Origin of the sequence: Geodermatophilus aquaeductus (genome assembly GCF_900182545.1) — a bacterium.
GTDB lineage: Bacteria > Actinomycetota > Actinomycetes > Mycobacteriales > Geodermatophilaceae > Geodermatophilus > Geodermatophilus aquaeductus.
On the sequence record NZ_FXTJ01000001.1, the window covers coordinates 864,067 to 882,914 of the forward strand.

General features: G+C 77.5%; 15 protein-coding genes. 10 read left to right on the forward strand and 5 right to left on the reverse strand.

The features are described from left to right. The first annotated feature begins 55 nt into the window (after nt 1–55). The 3 genes from FN207_RS04245 (at nt 56) to FN207_RS04255 (ending at nt 3,798) form a co-directional block, all read left to right on the forward strand. Complete coding sequence (locus tag FN207_RS04245) at nt 56–1,663, forward strand: CYTH and CHAD domain-containing protein (RefSeq protein WP_142457036.1); 1,608 nt, start codon at nt 56–58, stop codon at nt 1,661–1,663. Between the two features lie 148 nt (nt 1,664–1,811). Then, the gene (locus tag FN207_RS04250) at nt 1,812–2,993 is read left to right on the forward strand and encodes a metallophosphoesterase (RefSeq protein WP_246065747.1); all 1,182 of its coding nucleotides are present in this window, start codon (nt 1,812–1,814) and stop codon (nt 2,991–2,993) included. Nucleotides 2,994–3,057: 64 nt separating this feature from the next. Beyond that, entirely contained in the window at nt 3,058–3,798 is a 741-nt protein-coding gene (locus FN207_RS04255) for a GntR family transcriptional regulator (protein ID WP_110909030.1), read from the forward strand. On the opposite strand, the gene FN207_RS04260 is transcribed toward FN207_RS04255, so the two are convergent. Next, nucleotides 3,785–4,936: a phosphotransferase gene (locus tag FN207_RS04260; protein ID WP_142457038.1), complete on the reverse strand. Its 1,152-nt coding sequence runs from the start codon at nt 4,934–4,936 to the stop codon at nt 3,785–3,787. The two genes, FN207_RS04255 and FN207_RS04260, sit on opposite strands and share 14 nt — an antisense overlap. A gap of 60 nt (nt 4,937–4,996) precedes the next feature. Here FN207_RS04260 and FN207_RS04265 point away from each other — a divergent pair, with 60 nt between their 5' ends. The 3 genes from FN207_RS04265 (at nt 4,997) to FN207_RS04275 (ending at nt 6,337) form a co-directional block, all read left to right on the forward strand. Then, nucleotides 4,997–5,461: a MarR family winged helix-turn-helix transcriptional regulator gene (locus FN207_RS04265; protein ID WP_142457039.1), complete on the forward strand. Its 465-nt coding sequence runs from the start codon at nt 4,997–4,999 to the stop codon at nt 5,459–5,461. Further along, nucleotides 5,458–5,919, forward strand: a complete 462-nt coding sequence (locus FN207_RS04270; RefSeq protein WP_142457040.1) for an SRPBCC family protein — start codon at nt 5,458–5,460, stop codon at nt 5,917–5,919. The genes FN207_RS04265 and FN207_RS04270 overlap by 4 nt, the downstream gene beginning before the upstream one ends. A 142-nt stretch (nt 5,920–6,061) precedes the next feature. Then, complete coding sequence (locus FN207_RS04275; protein WP_142457041.1) at nt 6,062–6,337, forward strand: GlsB/YeaQ/YmgE family stress response membrane protein; 276 nt, start codon at nt 6,062–6,064, stop codon at nt 6,335–6,337. 21 nt (nt 6,338–6,358) lie between these two features. On the opposite strand, the gene FN207_RS04280 is transcribed toward FN207_RS04275, so the two are convergent. Further along, nucleotides 6,359–6,997 (reverse strand): MBL fold metallo-hydrolase, encoded by a 639-nt coding sequence (locus tag FN207_RS04280; RefSeq protein WP_142457042.1) that lies wholly within the window; start codon nt 6,995–6,997, stop codon nt 6,359–6,361. Nucleotides 6,998–7,116: 119 nt separating this feature from the next. Here FN207_RS04280 and FN207_RS04285 point away from each other — a divergent pair, with 119 nt between their 5' ends. Next, nucleotides 7,117–7,407, forward strand: coding sequence for a hypothetical protein (locus FN207_RS04285; protein ID WP_246065748.1), 291 nt, complete (start codon nt 7,117–7,119; stop codon nt 7,405–7,407). A 22-nt stretch (nt 7,408–7,429) separates the two neighbouring features. Here the strand turns inward: FN207_RS04285 and FN207_RS04290 are convergent, their stop codons facing one another. Then, nucleotides 7,430–10,042, reverse strand: coding sequence for a LuxR C-terminal-related transcriptional regulator (locus FN207_RS04290; protein WP_246065749.1), 2,613 nt, complete (start codon nt 10,040–10,042; stop codon nt 7,430–7,432). Continuing rightward, on the reverse strand, nt 10,039–12,036 hold the full coding sequence (locus tag FN207_RS04295) for an Hsp70 family protein (protein WP_142457043.1): 1,998 nt from the start codon (nt 12,034–12,036) through the stop codon (nt 10,039–10,041). Before FN207_RS04295 ends, FN207_RS04290 begins: the two co-directional genes overlap by 4 nt. A gap of 286 nt (nt 12,037–12,322) precedes the next feature. On the opposite strand from FN207_RS04295, the gene FN207_RS26145 reads away from it, so the two are divergent. The 3 genes from FN207_RS26145 (at nt 12,323) to FN207_RS04315 (ending at nt 17,384) form a co-directional block, all read left to right on the forward strand. Continuing rightward, nucleotides 12,323–13,825, forward strand: coding sequence for an IniB N-terminal domain-containing protein (locus FN207_RS26145; protein ID WP_185938147.1), 1,503 nt, complete (start codon nt 12,323–12,325; stop codon nt 13,823–13,825). Between the two features lie 119 nt (nt 13,826–13,944). Beyond that, complete coding sequence (locus FN207_RS04310) at nt 13,945–15,762, forward strand: dynamin family protein (RefSeq protein WP_142457045.1); 1,818 nt, start codon at nt 13,945–13,947, stop codon at nt 15,760–15,762. Then, on the forward strand, nt 15,759–17,384 hold the full coding sequence (locus FN207_RS04315) for a dynamin family protein (protein WP_142457046.1): 1,626 nt from the start codon (nt 15,759–15,761) through the stop codon (nt 17,382–17,384). Before FN207_RS04310 ends, FN207_RS04315 begins: the two co-directional genes overlap by 4 nt. Nucleotides 17,385–17,950: 566 nt before the next feature. On the opposite strand, the gene FN207_RS04320 is transcribed toward FN207_RS04315, so the two are convergent. Further along, nucleotides 17,951–18,748 carry an enoyl-CoA hydratase-related protein gene (locus tag FN207_RS04320; protein ID WP_142457047.1) on the reverse strand — a complete coding sequence of 266 codons (798 nt, stop codon included), beginning with the start codon at nt 18,746–18,748 and terminating at the stop codon, nt 17,951–17,953. Nucleotides 18,749–18,848 lie beyond the last annotated feature (100 nt).

The window sequence follows — 18,848 nt, forward strand, 5'->3', positions numbered from 1 at the left end:
GACACCCCGCGGACGCCTACCGTCGACCCGGACGATCATCCAAGAGGAGGACGACGTGGGCAGCGGACAACTCGAGGTCGAGCGCAAGTTCGAGGCGGGGCCGGACGTCGTCCTCCCCGACCTGACCGTCGTCGACGGCGTGTCGTCGGCCGGGGACCCGGTCACGCACGAGCTCGACGCCACCTACTTCGACACCCCGGACCTGCGGCTGGCCCGCGCCCGGATCACCCTGCGCCGGCGCACCGGCGGCACCGACGCCGGCTGGCACCTCAAGCTGCCCACCGCCGTGGCCGGCTCCCGCCGGGAGCTGCACGCCCCGCTGGGCACCCGGCGCACGCTCGTGCCGCGCCCGGTCACCGACCCGGTGACCGCCGTGCTCCGCGGCGCGAAGCCGGCGCCGGTGGCCACCCTGCAGACGACGCGGCAGGTCACGCACCTGCTCGGCGACGGCGGCACGGTGCTCGCCGAGGTCGCCGTCGACACGGTGACCGGCACGGCGCTGGCGCCCGACCCCGAGACCCCGGCGACCGTCATGACCTGGCGCGAGATCGAGGTGGAGCTCGTCGAGGGCGATCCCACCCTGCTCGACGGCGTCACCGCGGCCCTGGGCGCGGCCGGCATCCGGCCCTCCGACCTCCCGTCCAAGCTCACCCGGGTGCTCGCCGACCGGCTCGCCGCGCTGACCCCCGCCCCGGCCGTCCGCCCGGCCGTCCCGGACGCGCAGTCCGGCAAGAAGGGGAAGAAGGGCAAGAAGCAGGCCACGGGGCCGACGGCCGCCGAGGTCGTCCTCGGCGCCCTGCGCGGCCAGGTCCAGGCGCTGCAGACCGCCGACATCGGCGTCCGCACCGGCGACCCCGAGGGCGTGCACGACCTGCGCGTGGCCTGCCGCCGGATCCGCAGCATCCTCGCCGCCTTCCGGTCGGTGCTCGACCGCACCGCCACCGACCCCGTCCGCGACGAGCTGCAGTGGGTCGGCGCCGCGCTCTCCGGCGCCCGCGACGGCGAGGTTGCGCTCGAGCACCTCAAGGCCGTCGTGGCCGCGCAGCCGGTCGTCCTGGTGCGCGGCCCGGTCGCCGCGCGGCTGCAGCAGACCGAGGTCGCCGACGTCGAGCGGGGCCGCAAGGCGGCGGTGCGGGCGCTGTCGGACCGCCGGCACCTGGCGCTGCTCGACACCCTGGACGGCCTGCTCACCGACCCGCCGCTGGCCGAGGCCGCCGGCGAGCCCGGGCGCACCGTCCTCGCCGACGCCGTCAAGCGCACCGGCAAGCGGCTGCAGGCGCGCATCGACGAGGCCCGCGCCCGCGAGCAGGAGGATCCGGGCGCCCACGAGGAGGAGACCGAGCACGCGCTGCACGAGGTGCGCAAGGCGGCCAAGCGGGTCCGCTACACCGCCGAGGTCGCCGCGCCGCTGCTCGGGGCACCGGCCGAGGCGCTCGTGGCCTGCATGAAGGAGGTGCAGGACGTGCTGGGCGAGGCGCAGGACACCGTCGTCGCCCGGCAGTGGTGCCTGCGGCTGGCCGCGGCCGCCGTCGGGGCGGGCGAGGACACCTTCGCCTACGGCCGGCTGCACGCGCTGGAGGAGCTGCGCGCCGAGCACGCCGACCAGCGGTTCTGGGCGATGGAGCCGACGCTGCGGGCCGCGGTCAAGGCCGTCCGGGCCTGACGGCGCCGATCCGCCGGCCGGGACGGGAACGTCCCGGCCCTCCCGGACGTGTCCTGCCGGGGTACCCACCGCCTGAGACGAAACGAGGCCCGTCCTGTCCCTGATCGCTCTGCTGGGGTTCGGGACGGTCGTCCTGCTCGCCCTCCTGGTGCTGCACGGCTACCTCTGGTGGCGCCTGGTCCGGAGCACCACCCGGCCGGGACGCACGCGGCGGCTGCTCACCTGGGTCACCGTCGTCCTCGCCCTGCTGCCCGCCGCGGCGGTGCTGACCCGCCGCAGCCTGTCCCTGTCGGCCCAGGAGCCGCTGGCCTGGGTCGGCTTCACCTGGCTCGGCCTGGCCTTCTACCTCTTCCTCGCGCTGCTCGTCCTCGAGCCGGTGCGGCTGCTGCTGCGCCGATGGGCCCGTCGACCGGCCGCCGTCCCCGTCCCCGTGGGCGCCCCGGCCGCGGAGGAGCCGACACCTGACGAGTCCGCTCCCGTCGATCCGTCGCGGCGGCTGTTCCTCGCCCGCTCGCTGGCCGTCACCGCGGGCGCGGTCGCGCTCGGCACCGCCGGCACGGGCGTCTACGCCGCCAACTCCACTCCCGTCGTGCGGCGCGTGCCCATCACGCTGCCCCGGCTGGACCCGGCCCTCGACGGGCTGCGGATCGTCACCTTCTCCGACGGCCACCTCTCGGCCACCTACGGCGGGCGGCGCTTCGAGCGGCTGGTCGAGACGGTGAACGCCCAGCGCCCCGACGTCGTCGCGATCGTCGGGGACCTCGTCGACGGCGAGGTCGACGAGCTGCGCCGCGACGTCGCCCCGCTGGCGGACCTGGTGAGCGAGCAGGGCGTCTTCTTCGTCACCGGCAACCACGAGTACTTCGTCGACACCGCCGCGTGGCTGCGGCACCTGCCCACCCTCGGCGTCGACGTGCTGCGCAACGAGCGCGTCCCGATCACCCGCGGCGGTGCCTCCGTCGACCTGGCCGGGATCGACGACCGCACGGCGGCGTCCTCGGGACTGCCCGGCCACGGCGCTGACCTCGACGCCGCCCTCGACGGCCGCGACGACGCCACCCCGGTGGTGCTGCTGGCCCACCAGCCGTTCATGGTCGAGCAGGCGCAGGCCGCGGGGGTGGACCTGCAGCTGTCCGGCCACACGCACGGCGGGCAGCTGTGGCCCTTCGACTACGCGATCCGGCTCGACCAGCCCGCCGTCGAGGGGCTGTCCCGGCACGGCGACACCCAGCTCTACGTCACCTCCGGCGCCGGCTACTGGGGCCCGCCCATGCGCGTCGGGGCCCGGCCGGAGGTCACCGTGGTGGAACTGCGGGCACCGGGAGGGTGAACGCGAGAGACGTCTCATACGACATGACGTCCGCAGACGTCTTTCCCCGCATAGTCTGGCGGTCGTGACGGCAGCGACGGCGGGACCGAAGTACCTCTCGGTCCGGGAGCACCTCCGGCGCCGGGTCGCCGCGATGCCCGAGGGGGCGCTGCTGCCCCCGGAGCCGACGCTGTGCGCGGAGTACGGCGTCAGCCGGATCACGCTGCGCCGCGCCGTCGACGGCCTGGTCGCCGACGGCCATCTCGTGCGCGAGCAGGGCCGGGGCACCTACGTGACCCGGCCGGCGATCCGGCATGAGTACCGGGAGAGCTTCGTCCACCGCATCGCCGGCTGGAGTTCGGTGATGGCCGAGCAGGGCGCCCAGGTGGGCACCACGGTGCTCCAGCAGCGGGTGGTCCCGGCGCCCGCGACGGTCGCCGCCGAGCTCGCCCTCGACGTCGCCGAGGACGTCGTCGAGCTCGAGCGGCTGCGCAGCGTCGACGGCGCGCCCAACCACGTCGCGCACAGCTTCCTGCCCGCCGAGCTCTACCCGCGGGCCGCCGAGGAGGACTTCAGCGAGGGCTCGCTGTACGACTTCCTCCGGCGCGAGTACGGCGCCGACCTCGCGCACGCCCGCATCGTCGTCGACGTCGGCACCGCAGCCCCGGACGAGGCCGACCTGCTGCGGATCGCCGCCGGCTCCCCGCTGCTCGTCGTCCGCACCACCGTGCGCGACAGCGGTGGGAACCCGCTGGTGCACAGCTTCTCCCGCCTGCGGCCCGACGTCAGCCAGGTCGAGTTCGAGGTCTCCGTCACCGGCCGCTGAGCGCCGTCAGCCGCGGCTCGAGGTCGAGCACCATCCGCACGAAGCGGGCCCGCCGCGCCGCGTAGGCCAGCAGCTCGTCGGTGACCGGCTCGAACAGCACGTGCAGCGGCATGCCGGTGCACGGGTAGCGCAGCAGGGCGGCCGCCAGCACCGCGGTCTCCAGGTCGGCCAGGGGGACGTCGACCCCCTCGTCGGCCAGCCCCCGCGCGTAGCCGGCCAGCGCGGGCCCGAGCAGGGCGGGCACCTCGTCGGCCGGGCCCAGCCCGCACTCCGCCCGGCCGAAGACCAGCGGGACGACGTCGAAGCCGGCCGGTGCGGGCCCGGTCATGGCCCAGTCCACCAGCACGAACGTGTCCGGTGCCGCCGCCGGCCGGAGCAGGTTCATCGGCGTCGCGTCCCCGTGCGCGGGGAGCACCGGCAGCGGCGCGAGCCGGGCGTGCACGTCGTCGACCCGGCGGGCCAGGCCGCACACCTCGTCGCGCAGCGCGGCGACCTCCGGGACGCCGAACAGCGGCGTGGCCCACGTGGCGTCGTCGAGCAGCCAGGGGACCGCCCAGGTGCCCAGCTGCTCGTCGCGGTAGGTGGTCAGGAAGTCCCCGCCCGGCAGCGACGGGGTCGGGCGGCCGCGGCGCCGGGCGGCCAGGCGGCCGAGCGCCTCCGCGGCCCGCTCGGTGTCGGCCGCCGTCCACGGGGCCTCCACCGGGTCGGCGTCCTCGAGCCACAGCGTCAGCCGGTCCTCCGGCTGCTCCTCGACGGCCACCACGGCCGGCGGGCGCAGTCCCGGCGGCGCGTCGTCGGCGACCCCGGAGGCCAGGACGTCGGCCTCCAGCCGCCAGGGGATGAGGACGTCGAGGTGGGCGCGGGCGTCGTCGGGCATCTGCGGCGGCAGGCCGTAGCGGGCGGACTGCAGCTCCTTGGCGACCAGGCGCAGCTCCACCGGCGCCCCCGACCCGTCGCGGCCGGTGATCCGGACCCGGGTGAGGCCACGGGTCGTGGGCGCGCTGACGTCGTGGGGGAGCGGCCGGCAGTCGACGTCGTCGACCTCGAGGCCGCGGTCACCGGTCCAGCGGCGCAGGGCGGGCAGCAGGACACCGGGGGTCGTGCCGCCGGGCAGGAAGGTGACCGGGGAGGTCGTCATCGCGGGCTCCGTGGGATGATGGTCAAGCAACTTGTCCACCTGAGGAGAGGGTGGGGCACCGTGCCCGGTCCCGTCAACGGGCCGCCGCTCGTCATGGCGCTGTTCGAGACGGCGGTGAAGCAGATCCGCGACGACCTGTACGCGCTCAGCGCCGCGCGGTTCCCCGGCCTGCGGATGCGGCACTACCGGTTGCTGTCCCTGCTGCCCCCCGGGGGCGAGCGGCTCAGCCGCCTGGCCGCCGACAGCGGCCTGACCAAGCAGGCCCTGGCCCAGACGCTGGCCCCGCTGGAGGCCGGCGGGTACGTCGAGGTCGTCCCCGACCCCTCCGACGGGCGGGCCCGGCTGGTCCGGCACACCGACCGCGGCCGGGAGGTGGATGCGGCGGCGCGCGACCGGCTCGAGGCCGTCGAGCGGGAGTGGGCGCGCCGGGTGGGGGAGGAGCGCTACGCCGTCGCCCGGGCGGTGCTGGCCGACCTCGCACCGGGTCCGGACGGGCCGTCGGCGCCGGTTACCGTCGAGGAGTGACCAGCGCCAGCGGAACCCGGGAGGTGGCCGCCCCGCGCAGCCGGGTGTGGCGGGCGCTGGCCGTGCTGGAGCCCTACTGCGCCGTCTGCGACGTCTCCTACGTCGTCGAGGGCCAGGCGTCGGGCCCGGGCGCCCGGTTCGTCTGCGTCCCCGGCCGGCTCGCCGCCGACGAGACCCCGCGCGACGGCGCCCCCCGCGGCGAGATCGTCGAGTGGGAGCCCGAGCGGGTGGTCACCACCCGGCTGGAGCTGACCCCCGAGACGTGGACGACGCGCATCGAGCTCGCCGACGCCGGCGACGACGCCACCCTGGTCACCATCACGCTCACCCACGCGCCGAAGCGGCCCCGGCTGGCCGACCGGCTGGCCCGCCGCGCCATGCAGCAGATGACCCAGCGGACCGTCGACGGCGAGCTGGCCAAGCTGCCCGCGCACGTCGAGCAGGTGGCAGCGGACTGAGACGGCGCGCCGGGCGTCGCTCGACTAGGGGAATCCCCGCATCACTCCAGGGCGGCCGGGTACACGAGTGAGCCGTGCAGCGGCGTGGTGCCCCGGCGTCGCCGGCTCGGCAACGCCGTTCGAGTCATCTGAGGAGTTGGCTGTGGAGATCATCGGTCTGATCGTGGCGGGACTCATCATCGGCCTGCTGGGCAAGTTCGCCGCCCCCGGGGCGCGGGACAACACGCCTCTGTGGCTCACCGTGCTGTGCGGGATCGGCGGCGTGCTGATCGGCTACTACGTGGCCGGCGCCCTCGGTGTCGCGTCGACCGACGGTGTCGACTGGATCCGGTGGATCATCTCCATCATCGTCGCCGCCGTGCTCGTGGTGGCGGCCTCCACGCTCACCGGTCGCAACCGCGGTGCCGTTCGTCGCTGATCACGACGGCCCCCGGGGGAGTCAGAGCTCGACCGACTCCCCCGGGGCCAGCCGGCCGTAGGGGGTGGGCGTCCCCGGGCCGCGCTCTCCCAGCAGCCCGCCCATCAGCCCCAGCCCGGTGTCGTTGAGCAGCCCGTCGTGCAGGGCCCACGCCTGGTCGGCGTCGACCGCGCGCACGTAGTCGATCACCTCCGACGCCTTGCACCACGGCGCGTGCAGCGGCACCAGCAGCGTGGCCACCGGGGTCCCCGGCACCGTGAACGCGTCGCCGGGGTGGAACACCAGGCCACCGACCAGGAACCCGACGTTGTGCACCCGGGGCAGCTCCGGGTGGACCACCTCGTGCCACTCCCCGTGCACCTGGACGTCGACGCCGGCGACGGTCAGCGCGTCGCCGTCACCCACCGCGTGCACCCGCCCGTCCGGGCCGCCCAGCAGCTCGGCGACGGACCGGTTCGTCCACACCTCGAGCGCCGGGTCGGCGTCCATCGCCGCGCGCAGCCGGTCGGGCACCACGTGGTCGGGGTGCTCGTGCGTCACCAGGACCGCGGTCGCCCCGTCGAGGACCGCGGGATCGGTGAAGGCGCCCGGGTCGATGACCAGCCGCCGCTCGCCGTCGCTGATCGCGACGCAGGCGTGCCCGTGCTTCGTCAGCTCCATGACGTCAGCTCCATGACCGCATCCTGCCGTCGTGTCCGCCGGTCCGCCGCCTCACCCGGACGGGTGAACGCCGCGCCGCCCGGCTGACCGGCCGCCGGGCGCCTGCCGACCTCCCTGGCATGGCCCCCACCGCCGCCGCACGGCCCACCGCCCCCACCGCCACGGCCCCCACCGCCACGGCCCCCACTGCCTTCGCCGCCACTCCGTACGTCGCCGCCCGCAGCCGCGCCCACGGCCCGACCGCCGCCCTCTGGCACGCCGTCGAGCTGCACCGGCCGGCCGCCGAGGTCGACGGCGCCTGCGAGCTCACCCTCTGCGGCACGCTCGCCCGCGTCACCCTCGACGAGGAGTGGCCGACGTCGGCCCGCGACGTCTGCGTCCCCTGCGTCGCCCTCGCCGGCGGGCGCTGACACCCCGGCCCCGGGCCGGCCCCTAGGCCCCCTCGGCGAGCTCCGCGCGCAGCCGAGCCAGCAGGTCCGAGCGGGTGCCGGCGCCCAGGCGCTGGCGCATCCGCGAGACGTGGTGCTCCACCGTCTTCGCCGAGATGTAGAGCCGGCCGCCGATCTCCCGGTAGGTCCGTCCCTCCACCACCAGCCGGGCCACCTGCCGCTCCCGGTCGCTGAGCGTGCCGGTCAGCACCGGCGCCGCGGGCGCGGCGTCCTCCCCGGTCTCGCCCGGCGCCTCGTCCGCCGCCTCGTTCCTCGCCTCGTTCCTGGACTGGCCGTCCGCGGGGTCGACCAGTGACCGCGCGCAGGCCAGCAGCGTCGCCCGCGCCCGCGGGTCGGTGACCCGCGCGGCGGCCTGGCCCGCCAGCCGGGAGCCGTCCCAGCCGAGCCCCGCCGTCCCGAGCGCCTCGGCCGTGGCGACCACCGCGGTCGGGTCGATCTCGTCGGTCAGCACGTGCAGCCACGTCCGCCCGGCCTCGGCCAGCGTGGCGGCGTGCGGGCTGGTCCGGGCCGCGGCCACCAGCGCGGCGGCGTGCGGCCGCAGGGCGGCCGGGTCGTCGGTGATGATCGCCGCCTGGGCGCCGCTCCAGTGCAGCGGCGTCGACCACAGCTCCGGGTCGCCCAGCCGCCGCAGCAGCGCCTGTGCCTCCGCGAGGTGGGAGCGCAGCCGGTCACCGTCGCGCAGCCGGGCCGCGGCCACCACCAGCTCCCCGAGCGGCAGCAGCGTGAACAGGTCCACCGGGTGCCGGACGACGGCCTCGCGCGCCCGCACCCACGCCCGCACCAGCCCCGGGACGTCGCTGCTGCGGCGCGCGATGCCCACCTCGAGGGCCTGCAGGAAGACCTCGTCGCGCGGCTCGAGGAGGCCGTCGTCCTGGGCCTCGGCCATGAGCTCGCGGGCCCGCGCCATCCGGCCGGCCAGCATGGCGATCCACGCCAGCAGCAGCCGGTGCCGCGGGCGGGCCGGCCGGCCGCCGAGGTCGGTGTCCACCGCCCGCTGCAGCACCGACTCGGCCACCGTCAGCTCGCCGCAGTGCAGGGCCACCAGGGCGGCCAGCGCCGAGGGGGTGTCCACCAGCAGCGCGGTCCGGCCCACCGGCTCCAGCAGCGCCGCGGCGCGGGTCAGCGTGGACAGCGCCGCCGCCACGGTGTCGCCGGCGTCCGTGCCCGAGCGCAGCGAGTCGGTGATGCCCTCGGCCATCAGCTGCTCGCTGACCGAGACCATCGTCGGCACCGCGGCCGCTCCACCGCGTGCCTCGGCGACCACGCGGGCCGCCGCCTCGCGGTCGCCGGTGGCCAGCAGCGCCAGGGCGGCCGACCCGGCGTGCTCGGCGCCGGCCAGCCGGTAGAGCTCGGCGGCCCGGCCCAGCAGCCCGCGGCGCGCCAGCACCGCCGCGACCACCCCGGCGGCGCGCGGGCGGTCGGCGGCCGCGGGGTCGGCGAGGGCGGCGTCGGCCCACCGCACCGCGCCGTCGAGGTCCCCGGTCAGGGCGGCGGCCTGCGCGCGGCGGGCGGCCAGCCCGGCGACCGGGGCCCCGCTGTCCGCGGCCGCCCCCAGCAGCTGCCCGGCCAGGGCGGGGTCGGCGGTGAGCGCGGCGTCGGCGTGCCGCTCCAGCAGGGCCGCCGCGCGCGGGTCGCGCACCCGCTCGGCGGCCAGGCCCAGGGCCAGCCCGACCGGCTCCTCGCCGCGCTCGACCAGCAGGCCGAGCAGCGCCCGGCGGGTGCGCCGCGTGACGTCGGCGGGGGTGGCGGCCAGCAGCACCTCCTGCGCCAGCGGCACCACCCGGCCGTCGGGGAGGAGCCACCCGGTGGCCCGGCCCGCGGCGATGAGGTCGGCCACCCGCGCCACCGGCACGTCCAGCAGCCCGCCGAGGACGTCGTCGTCCAGCGGCGCCCCGGCCGCGACGGCGTGCAGCAGGTCCCGGGTCCGCTCGTCGAGCGCGTCGAGGTCGGCGTGCAGCAGCGCCGAGACCTCCTCGGGGGTGCGGCTGGGATCTACGGCCCCCGGCCGGCCCCCGCGCCGCGCGAGCGAGCGCAGCAGGCAGTGCACCAGCGCGGGCAGCCCGCCGGTCCGGGCGAGGACGGCGTCGCTGAGCGCGGGCGTCGCGGCCGGGCCCAGGCAGGCGCGCGTCCACCCGTCGACCCCGGCGCGGTCGGCGTGCCCGAGGACCACGGAGTGCCGGTGTCCGGGGACCGCCTCGGCGACGTCGGCCAGGAGCGCGGTCAGCTCGGCGGGGCGGGGCCAGGGCCGCGCGGCGACGACGACGCGGCCGGCCGGGTGGGCGAGGGCGCGCCGCACGCGGTCGGCGACCTCCGCGGACATCCGGTGGGCGTCGTCCACGACGAGGACGAAGCCGCCGGGGAGCCCGTCCGGGTCGGCGGTGCGCCCGTCGAGGACCGTCAGGCCGGCGCGCCGGTGGACCGCGGCGAGGTCGTCGAGGAGGTGGGTCTTGCCGGTCCCGGCCGGGCCGGTGACGACGACGGCGCGGGCCCCGGAGGCCCGGAGCACGGCCTCGGTCGGCCCGAGGGCGGCTGCGAACGACGGGCGCGGGCCGGGGACGCGGGCGGTCGCGGCGGTGGAGTGCACGCCGGTGCTCACGGGGTCTCCGGGGTGTCGGTCGTCCCGGTGTCGGTGCTGCCGGTGTCGGTGTCGGCCGTGGTGGTCTCCTCGGCGGGGGTGCTGTCCTCGGCCGGCGGGGGATCGGGGACCGGCTCGGGGTCCGGCGGTGGCGTCGTCGTCTGGGTGGGTGGCGTCGTCTGGGGAGGCGGCGCCGTCTCCGTCGGCGGGTCGGGGGTCGCCACGGGCGGCGGCGTCGTGGGCGGCGCCGTGGTCGGCGTCGTGGTGCCGGGTGCCGAGGTCTGCGGCGGGGTGCCGGCAGCGGTCACGGGCGCGGTCGTGCCCGGCGCGGTCGTACCCGTCGCCGGCGGCTGCGTCCCCTGCGCCGCGGCGGTGTCCGCGGGCGAGGGAGCCGCGGCGGCGGTCGTGCCCCCGGCGGCCGTGGAGGTCGCCGCACCGGTCGGGGTGGTGGCGCTGCCGGCGGCGGTGCCGGTGGCGGTCGCGGAGCCGGGCACCGAGCCCGTCGCCGCGGTCGGGACCGCGCCGGGGGTGCCCGGTGCCGCGGCCGGGCCGTCGCCCGCCGTCCCGCCGGCGGCCGAGCGCGGCCGGGGGGCCACCGTCCCGCCGCCGTCCACGACGGCTCCGCCGGCGGGCGCGGGGGACGCACCGGTCGGGGCGGGACCGGCGCCCTCCGCGGCGTCCGCCTGGGCGACGGGGCCGCTCGGGTCGGGCGCCGAGGTGTCCCCGGCGCCGAGCACGCCGGCGAGGGCCGGCGGCAGCACGAGCAGCAGCGCCATCAGCACGCCCACCACCAGGGTGCGCCGGCCGTGGCGCGGCCGGGCGGGTCCGTCGGGGCTCCCGGCGGGGCGTCGGGCACCGGCGGGTCCCCGCGGCGGGGCGGTGGGCGCGCGGTGCCGGTCGGCGCGGGGCGCCGCGTCGTCGACGGCGAGCAGCACGGGGGCGGGTGCCGCGACGGCGGCCGTGGTCGCCTCCGTGGCGGGCGTGTCCGCGGTGAGCGCCTCGGCGGCGAGGCCGGCCGCGCCCAGGGCGGCGGTGAGCGCCGGGTCGGCGCCGAGGACCAGCGGCCGGCCGAGCTCCCCGGAGAGCACCTCGGCGACCAGCGGGATGCGCGACCCACCGCCGGTCAGCACCACCGCGTCCAGGTCTCCGGCGTCCAGGCCGGCGGCCTCCACCGCGGCGGTGAGCCGCCCGGCCGACTCCTCGACGGGCCCGGCGACCAGCTCGTCGAGCTCCTCCCGGGTGATCCGCACGGTCTCGGTCCCGGCCGTCACCCGGGCGGCGGTCTCGACCGCGAGGGCCTCCTTGGCCCCGACGCAGGAGCGGCGCAGCGCGGTGGCGGCCGGTGCGTCCAGGGCGCCGGTGAGGCACCCGCGGACGTGGCCGACGAGCAGGTCGTCGACGTCGCGGCCGCCCCAGGGGAGGGGAGCGGGCGGGGGCGCCAGGTGCACCGGGAGGGCGGCGTCGGCGTCGGCGGGGTCGGGGCCCACGACGGCGACGTCGAGGGTGGCCGCGCCGAGGTCGTAGACGGCGACGGTCGGCCGGTCCGGCAGCTCCCCGGCGGCGGTGTGCGCGGCGACGGCGGCGACCGCTGCGGAGACGAGGGTGAACCGCGGCGTGCCGGCCTCCTGCAGCGCGGCGGCCAGGGCGCCCCGGCGGTGGCCGGACCAGGACGGCGGCACGGTGACGACCGTCCAGGCGTCCGGCCGGCCCTCCCGCGCCTCGGCGAGTGTGCGCACCTGCCGCACCACGTCGGCCAGCACGGCGGCGGCGGGGACGGGGCGGCTCCCCAGGTACAGCGGCGTCGCGGCGCCCACCCGGGCCAGGACACGCACCGGCCCCCCGTCGGCGGGCGCGCCCATCCGGACGCCGTCGTCGGTGACCGCGAGCGCGGCGGGACCCGGCCCGGCGTCCCCCAGGGGGAGCGGCCGGGCATCCCCGGAGCCCCCGTCGCAGACCGCGGCGGCGACCGTCCCGTCGCCGATGTCGATGCCCAGCCCGTACTCGCCGTCGCGCACAGGTCCCCCCCGTCGCACCGTCGCCGGCCCACTCCTCGAGCCGGTACGTGACCGGACCGTATGTCGGACACGTCACAGCTGTCCCGCCCCTCCCCCGTGTCACTTCCTCCACGGCGGCAAGTGGGGGGCGACACCCCGGGGCCCCCTAACGGGGAGTCAGCGCGCACCCCCCAACGCGGTACCGAGGGAGGGGGCCGTCACCCGATGCCCGGCCGGGGAGGGGGCGGCTGGACTGCCCTCGCCAGCCGGCCGACGACGGACGGCTACCCGACACGGAGGACCAGCCATGACGAACCTCGCGAGTTCGCTGCTCGACTTCATCCTCGACCTGTTCCGCGACTCCGAGGCCGCCGAGGCGTACGCCGCCGACCCGGCCGGCGCGCTGGCCGCCGCGGGCGTGGACGCCACGCCGGCCGAGGTCGACGACCTCATGCCGATGGTGGCCGGGTACGCGCCGGTGAGCTGGGGCGGCGGGCACGGTGGCGGTCACGGCGGTGGCGGTCACGGCGGTGGCGGGCACGGCGGTGGCGGGCACAGCGATGGCGGGCACAGCGGTGGCGGGCACGGCGGTGGCGGGCACGGCGGCGGCCGTGACGAGGACGGCCACGGCGGCGGTCACGGCGGCGGTCACGGCGGGCGCGGCGACTGCGACGACGACGAGGCGCCCAGCCCCGCTCCCGCGCCCGCGCACTGCGACGACGACGAGGCCCCCACCGCCCCGCCCGCCCACGACCACGCACCGGCCCACTGGGACGACGACGACCACGGCGGTCACGGCGGTGGTCACGGCGGCGGCCACGGCGCCCCTGGTGGCGGCGGCGGCGGCCACGCGCCCGCCCCGGCCGGCGGCAGCGAGACGGTGGTCATCACCCACCTGCAGAACATCTCGGTGACCTACACCGACGTCGACGTGGAGATCGACGCGTCGCACAGCATCTGGGTCAGCGGCGACGCGCAGGCGATCTTCGGCGACGACAACGTCGTGTCCGACGACGGTGTGGCCGTGGGCGGCGACGTCGAGGGCGACGTCGACAACAGCGACGACGACGTCACCGTCACCGTCACCGACTCGGGCAACAGCTACGACGTCTCCGGCGACGGCAACTCCGTCGGCCACGGCAACACGACCGACAACTCCGTGGACGACTCGGACAACTCGGTCGACAACTCGGTGGACGTCGACAACTCGGTGAACGGGTCCTTCAACGGCAACGACCTGTCCGACAACTCCGGCCAGGACAACTCCGACAACTCGGTCAACGGGTCCTTCAACGGCAACGACCTGTCCGACGACGACGGCAACGGGTCGTTCAACGGGTCGCTGAACAACTCGGGCAACGACAACTCGGACAACTCCGACGACGACGGCATCGACGACTCGTTCAACGGCAACGACCTGTCGCAGGACAACTCGACGACCGACAACTCCGTCGACAACACCGACAACTCGGTCGACAACTCCGTCAACGACTCCCTGAACGGCAACGACCTGTCCCAGGACAACGACGGGATCGACGACTCCCTCAACGGGAACGACCTGTCCCAGGACAACGACGGCAACGGGTCGTTCAACGGCAACGACCTGTCCGACGACGACGGGATCGACGACTCGCTCAACGGCAACGACCTGTCCGACGACGACCTGGTCGACGTGGACGACTCGGGCAACGGCAACGACCTGTCCGACGACGACGGGATCGACGACTCGCTCAACGGCAACGACCTGTCCGACGACGACCTCGTCGACGACACGGCGGTCGTCGTCGTCGAGCCCGAGCCCGCCGTCTGATCCTCCCCACCCGCGCCCGGCCCCGGCGTCCAGCACGCCGGGGCCGGGCTGCTCCCTGTCCGCTCCCTGTCCGCAGCGGGCCCCCGGGTGGTATCACCGGGGCTCCGGAGGAGGTGGCCGTGGTCACACCAGAGCAGCTCGCCGACCGGGCGCTGGCACTCGCCGACGAGTGCGGGCGCCCGGACCTGCACCGCCGGCTCACCCAGGCCCGCGGCCGGCACGCGGCCCCCGGTGTGCGGGTGCTCGTCCTCGGCGAGCCCAAGCAGGGCAAGAGCTCCCTGGTCAACGCCCTGACCGGGGTGCCGGTCTGCCCGGTCGCCGACGACGTCGCCACGCTCGTGCCCACGGTCGTGCGCAACGGGGACGCCCCGCGGGCCACGCTCGTGCGGGCGGTCGGCCCGCCGTCCGGGGAGCCGGGGGCCGACGTCGCCACCGAGCGGGTGCCGGTGCCGGTCGAGACGGTCGCCGCCCGCGTCACCGGGCCCGGCGCCGAGCGGATCGTCCAGGCGGAGGTGGAGCTGCCGCGGCGGCTGCTCGCGGGCGGGCTGGAGCTGGTCGACACCGCCGGCGTCGGCGGCCTCGGCGTCGCGCACGCACTGACCACGCTCGACCTGCTGCCCACCGCCGATGCGGTCGTGTTCGTCTCCGACGCCAGCCAGGAGTTCACCGCGCCGGAGATGACCCTCCTCGAGCAGGCCACCGCGCTGTGCCCGACGGTCGTCTGCGTCCTGACCAAGACCGACGCCTGCCCCGACTGGCGGCGCATCGCCGACCTCGACCGCGGCCACCTCGCCGCCCGCGGGCTGGACGCGCCGCTGTTCGCCGTCTCCTCGACGCTGGCGCTGCTGGCCGTGCAGGCCCGCGACCGCGAGCTGCACGAGGAGTCCGGCCTCGCCCCGCTGGTCACCCACCTGCAGGACGAGGTGGCCGGGCGGGCCGCGACGCTGGCCCGCCGCTCCCTCGTGCACGACCTCACCGCGGTGACCGGCCACCTGTCGCTGGCGCTGCGCTCGGAGCTGCGCAGCCTGGAGGACCCGGCCTCGCGCGAGGCGCTGCTGGCCGAGCTGGACGAGGCCCGCACCGCCGTCGACGAGCAGCGCCGCCGCTCCTCGCGCTGGCAGCAGGTCCTGGGCGACGGCGTCACCGACCTCATGGCCGACATCGACCACGACCTGCGGGACCGCTCGCGGGTCGTGGTCCGCGAGGCCGAGGAGGTCATCGCCGCCCGCGACCCGGGCCCGGCCTGGCCGGAGATCACCGCGTGGCTCGACCAGCGGATCGCCGCCGCGGTGGCCGACAGCTACGTCTGGGCCGAGCAGCGGTCCCGGTGGCTGGCCGAGCAGGTGGTCGAGCAGGTCACCCGCGACGGCGGCGGCTCGGTCCCCGCGCTGGAGGTCGGCGCCGCCGGGGACGCGCTCGACACCCTCGTCGACCTGCCCGGCATGGACGACGGCAGCCTGACGCTGCGCGAGCGGACGCTGATCGGCCTGCGCGGCTCCTACACCGGCGTGCTGATGACCGGCCTGGTCACGAGCCTGGCCGGGCTGGCGATCATCAACCCGTTCTCGCTGGCCGCCGGCGTCGTGCTGGGCCGCAAGGCCTACAACGACGACGCCAAGCAGCGGCGGCAGCGGCGCGAGTCGGAGGCCCGCACGGCGGTGCGCCGGCACCTCGACGAGGTGGTGTTCCAGGTCGGCAAGCACCTCAAGGACCGGCTGCGCACGGTGCAGCGCACGCTGCGCGACCTGGTCACCGACACCACCGACGAGACCGCCCGCACCCTCGCCGACGCGGTCAAGGCGGCGCAGCGCGCGGCCAAGGAGGCCACCGCCGACCACGAGGCCCGCATCCGCGTGCTCCGGGCCCGCCTCGACCGCCTGGACCGGCTGGTCGCCGACGTCGCCCGCCTGGACCGCACCCCGGTGCCCACCCCGTGACCCGTCCCGTCCCCGACGACGTCCGGGCCCTCCTGGACGACGCCCTCCGCCGCTGGGCGGACGTGCCGGAGGCAGCCGCGCGGCTGGCCGCGGCCCGCCGGCGGCTGGACGAGCCGCTGCGCGTGGCGCTGGTCGGCCGGGTGAAGGCGGGCAAGTCCACGCTGCTCAACGCGCTCGTGGGCGCCCGCGTCGCGCCGACCGACGCCGGCGAGTGCACCCGGGTGGTGACCGAGTACCGGCACGGCGCGGTGCCCCGCGTCGTCCTGCGCGGCACCGACGGCGCGGCCCGCGACCTGCCGGTGCGCCGGGCCGGCGGTGGCCTCCGGCTGGACCTGGCCGGCACGCCGCCGGAGGAGGTCGCCTCGATGGTCGTGGACTGGCCCTCGCCGGACCTGCTCGGCGCCACCCTCGTCGACACCCCGGGCACCGGGTCGCTGTCGGCGGGCACCAGTGACCGCACGCACGCCTTCCTCGGCACCGAGGCCGGGCTCGCCGGCGCCGACGCGGTCGTCCACCTCACCCGCCAGCCGCAGCCCGACGACCTCGCCGTCCTGCGCGACTTCCAGGCCGCCACCGGCGCCACCGGGACCCTGACGACGACGATCACCGTGCTGTCGCGGGCCGACGAGGTCGGCGCCGGGCGGATCGACGCGCTGCAGGCCGCCGCGGCGGTGGCCCGCCGGATGTCGGCGGACCCGCAGCTGCGGGAGGTCAGCTCCGCCGTCGTGCCGGTGGCCGGTCAGCTGGCCCTGGCCGGCCGGACGCTGCGGCACGGCGACCTGGTCGCCCTGCGCGCGCTCGCCGGTGCCGATCCCGCCGCGGTGACCGCGATGCTGCTCACCGCCGACCGCTTCGGCCGCCCCGAGACCGCCGTCCCGCTGTCGGCGGAGGTCCGGGCCGGCTTGCTCGAGCGGCTGGGGCTGTTCGGCATCCGGCTGTCGGTCGCGCTCGTGCGGGCCGGCATCGGCGACGCCGACGCGCTGGCCGGCGAGCTGCTGCGCCGCAGCGGCCTCACCGAGCTGCAGCGGCTGCTCGCCGTGCACTTCACCGCCCGCGGCGGGCCGGTGCGGGCCGCGGCGGCGCTGCGGCTGGTGGAAGAGCTGCTGGAGGAGCACCCGGTCGACGGCGTCGACGCCGTGCGGGCCGAGGTCGAGCGAATCCGGCTGGCCACCGACGACGTCGCCGAGCTGGCCCTGCTGGCCCGGACGCGCGCGCCCGGCGGCCCCCTGCCGGCGGCGCTGGTGACCGAGGCGGAGCGGCTGCTCGGCGCCTCGGGGACGACGCCGGCCGCGCGGCTGGGGCTGCCCGGGGGGACGCCGGCCGGGGCGTTGCGGACCGCGGCCCTGCAGGCGCTGCGGCGGTGGCGGGACGTGGGCGCCGACCCGCTCGCCGACCGCGCGGTGGCCGACGCCGCCGACGTCGTCGTCCGGTCCTGCGAGGGGGTGCTCGCCGCGCTGGAGGACCCGTCAGGCGCGGCGGAACCAGGCCCGCGCGGAGCGGCTGAACAGGGGGAGCGGGACGAGGACGAAGAGCGCGGCGGCGGCGACCAGCGCGATCCGGTCGAGGTCGGCGTCCCCGGCCGCGGTGCTCTGGGCCAGGTCCAGGACCAGCAGGGTCGGTAGCAGCAGCGCGAGGAGCACCCAGCGCGCCCACGCGCGGCGCCGCAGCGCGAGCGCGGTGCCGGCCGCCACGAGCGCGCTCACCAGGGCGACCGCGCCGACCAGCGTGGCGATCGTCGCGGCGACGGCGTCGGCGACCTCCGCCGCCGAGGCGGCCGGGTCCCCGGCGGTCGCGGTGGCCGTCAGCCGCGCGTCGAGGGCCGCGCGGTCCAGCAGCAGGGTGAGCAGGCCGGCGGTGGCGGCGAGGACCCCGGCCCAGCACAGCAGGCCGGAGGCGCGGACGGCGCGGGGCCGCGGCGGCACCGCGGGCGTGAGCGGGGGAGCGAGGGAGCTGGTGAGCGGGGGCCGCGCCGGGACCGGGCGGTCCGCCGCCTCCCCGGGCCGGACGGGCCTGCGCGGCAGCGGTCGTTCTCCCGCGGCCGTCCCCGTCGTCCCGGCCGTGCCTGCGTCCACCGTGGCCCCCTCCACTCGCGTGGAGGGGAGGGTGTCACCGCCGGGCGACCACGCCGGGACGGCGCGACGACGACGGCCGGGGACCCACCGTGTCGGTACTGACCGTGACGGAGCGCTCAGCGACCGGTGAAGCGGGGCGGGCGCTTGGCGAGGAAGGCCTCGACCGCCTCGGCGTGGTCGGCGGTGCGGCCGAGCTCGGTCTGCAGCCGGGCCTCGAGCGCGAGCGTCGCCTCCAGCGAGTCGGTGGGCGCGGTGGCCAGCACGGTCTTCACCGCCCGGTAGGCCGCCGTCGGCCCGGCCGCGAGCCGCTCGGCGAGGGCCCGCGCCTCGCCGGCCACCTCGGCGGCGTCGACCACCCGGTGCACCAGGCCCCACTGCAGCGCGGTCTCGGCCGGGAAGGCGTCGGGGAGCAGCAGCAGCTCGGTGGCGCGGGCGACGCCGACGTTGTGCACCAGCCGGGCGGCGAGCGCGGAGTCGCTGGACAGGCCGATGCCGGTGAACGCCGTCGTGAACTTGGCGCCGGCGGCGGCCACCCGGAGGTCACCGGCCATCGCCAGTCCCAGGCCCGCGCCCGCGCACGCCCCGTTGATCCCGACGACGACCGGCACCCGCAGCGCCGACAGCGCCAGGACCAGCGGGTTGTACTCGTCCTCGACCACCGACAGAGACGTCGCGGCGTCCCCGCGCAGCGACTCCACGTGCTCGCCGAGGTCCTGGCCGACGCAGAACGCGCGGCCGGTGCCGGTCAGCAGCACCGCGCGCACCGACTCGTCGCCGGCGATCCCCTGGACCACCGCGAGCAGCTCGCGGCGCATCGCGCGGGAGATCCCCGGCCGCTGCAGCGTGACCGTCGCGACGCCGGCGGCGTCCTCGCGCGTGACCGTGGGCTCCGTCGCCGTCGTCGTGTCGGACATGCCGGCCACCCTGCCACGCACCCGCCCGGCTGCCGAGGACCTCCTCGGCGGGGGCTGGCCGGATCGGCCGCGGCGAGTAAGGTGTGCCTGCCCTCAGTCC

Excerpts from the sequence above, each read along its gene's own strand:
- FN207_RS04260 (WP_142457038.1), bottom strand. The coding sequence starts at position 4,936 with ATGACGACCTCCCCGGTCACCTTCCTGCCCGGCGGCACGACCCCCGGT.
- FN207_RS04280 (WP_142457042.1), bottom strand. The coding sequence starts at position 6,997 with ATGGAGCTGACGAAGCACGGGCACGCCTGCGTCGCGATCAGCGACGGC.
- FN207_RS04285 (WP_246065748.1), top strand. The coding sequence starts at position 7,117 with ATGGCCCCCACCGCCGCCGCACGGCCCACCGCCCCCACCGCCACGGCC.
- FN207_RS26145 (WP_185938147.1), top strand. The coding sequence starts at position 12,323 with ATGACGAACCTCGCGAGTTCGCTGCTCGACTTCATCCTCGACCTGTTC.
- FN207_RS04320 (WP_142457047.1), bottom strand. The coding sequence starts at position 18,748 with ATGTCCGACACGACGACGGCGACGGAGCCCACGGTCACGCGCGAGGAC.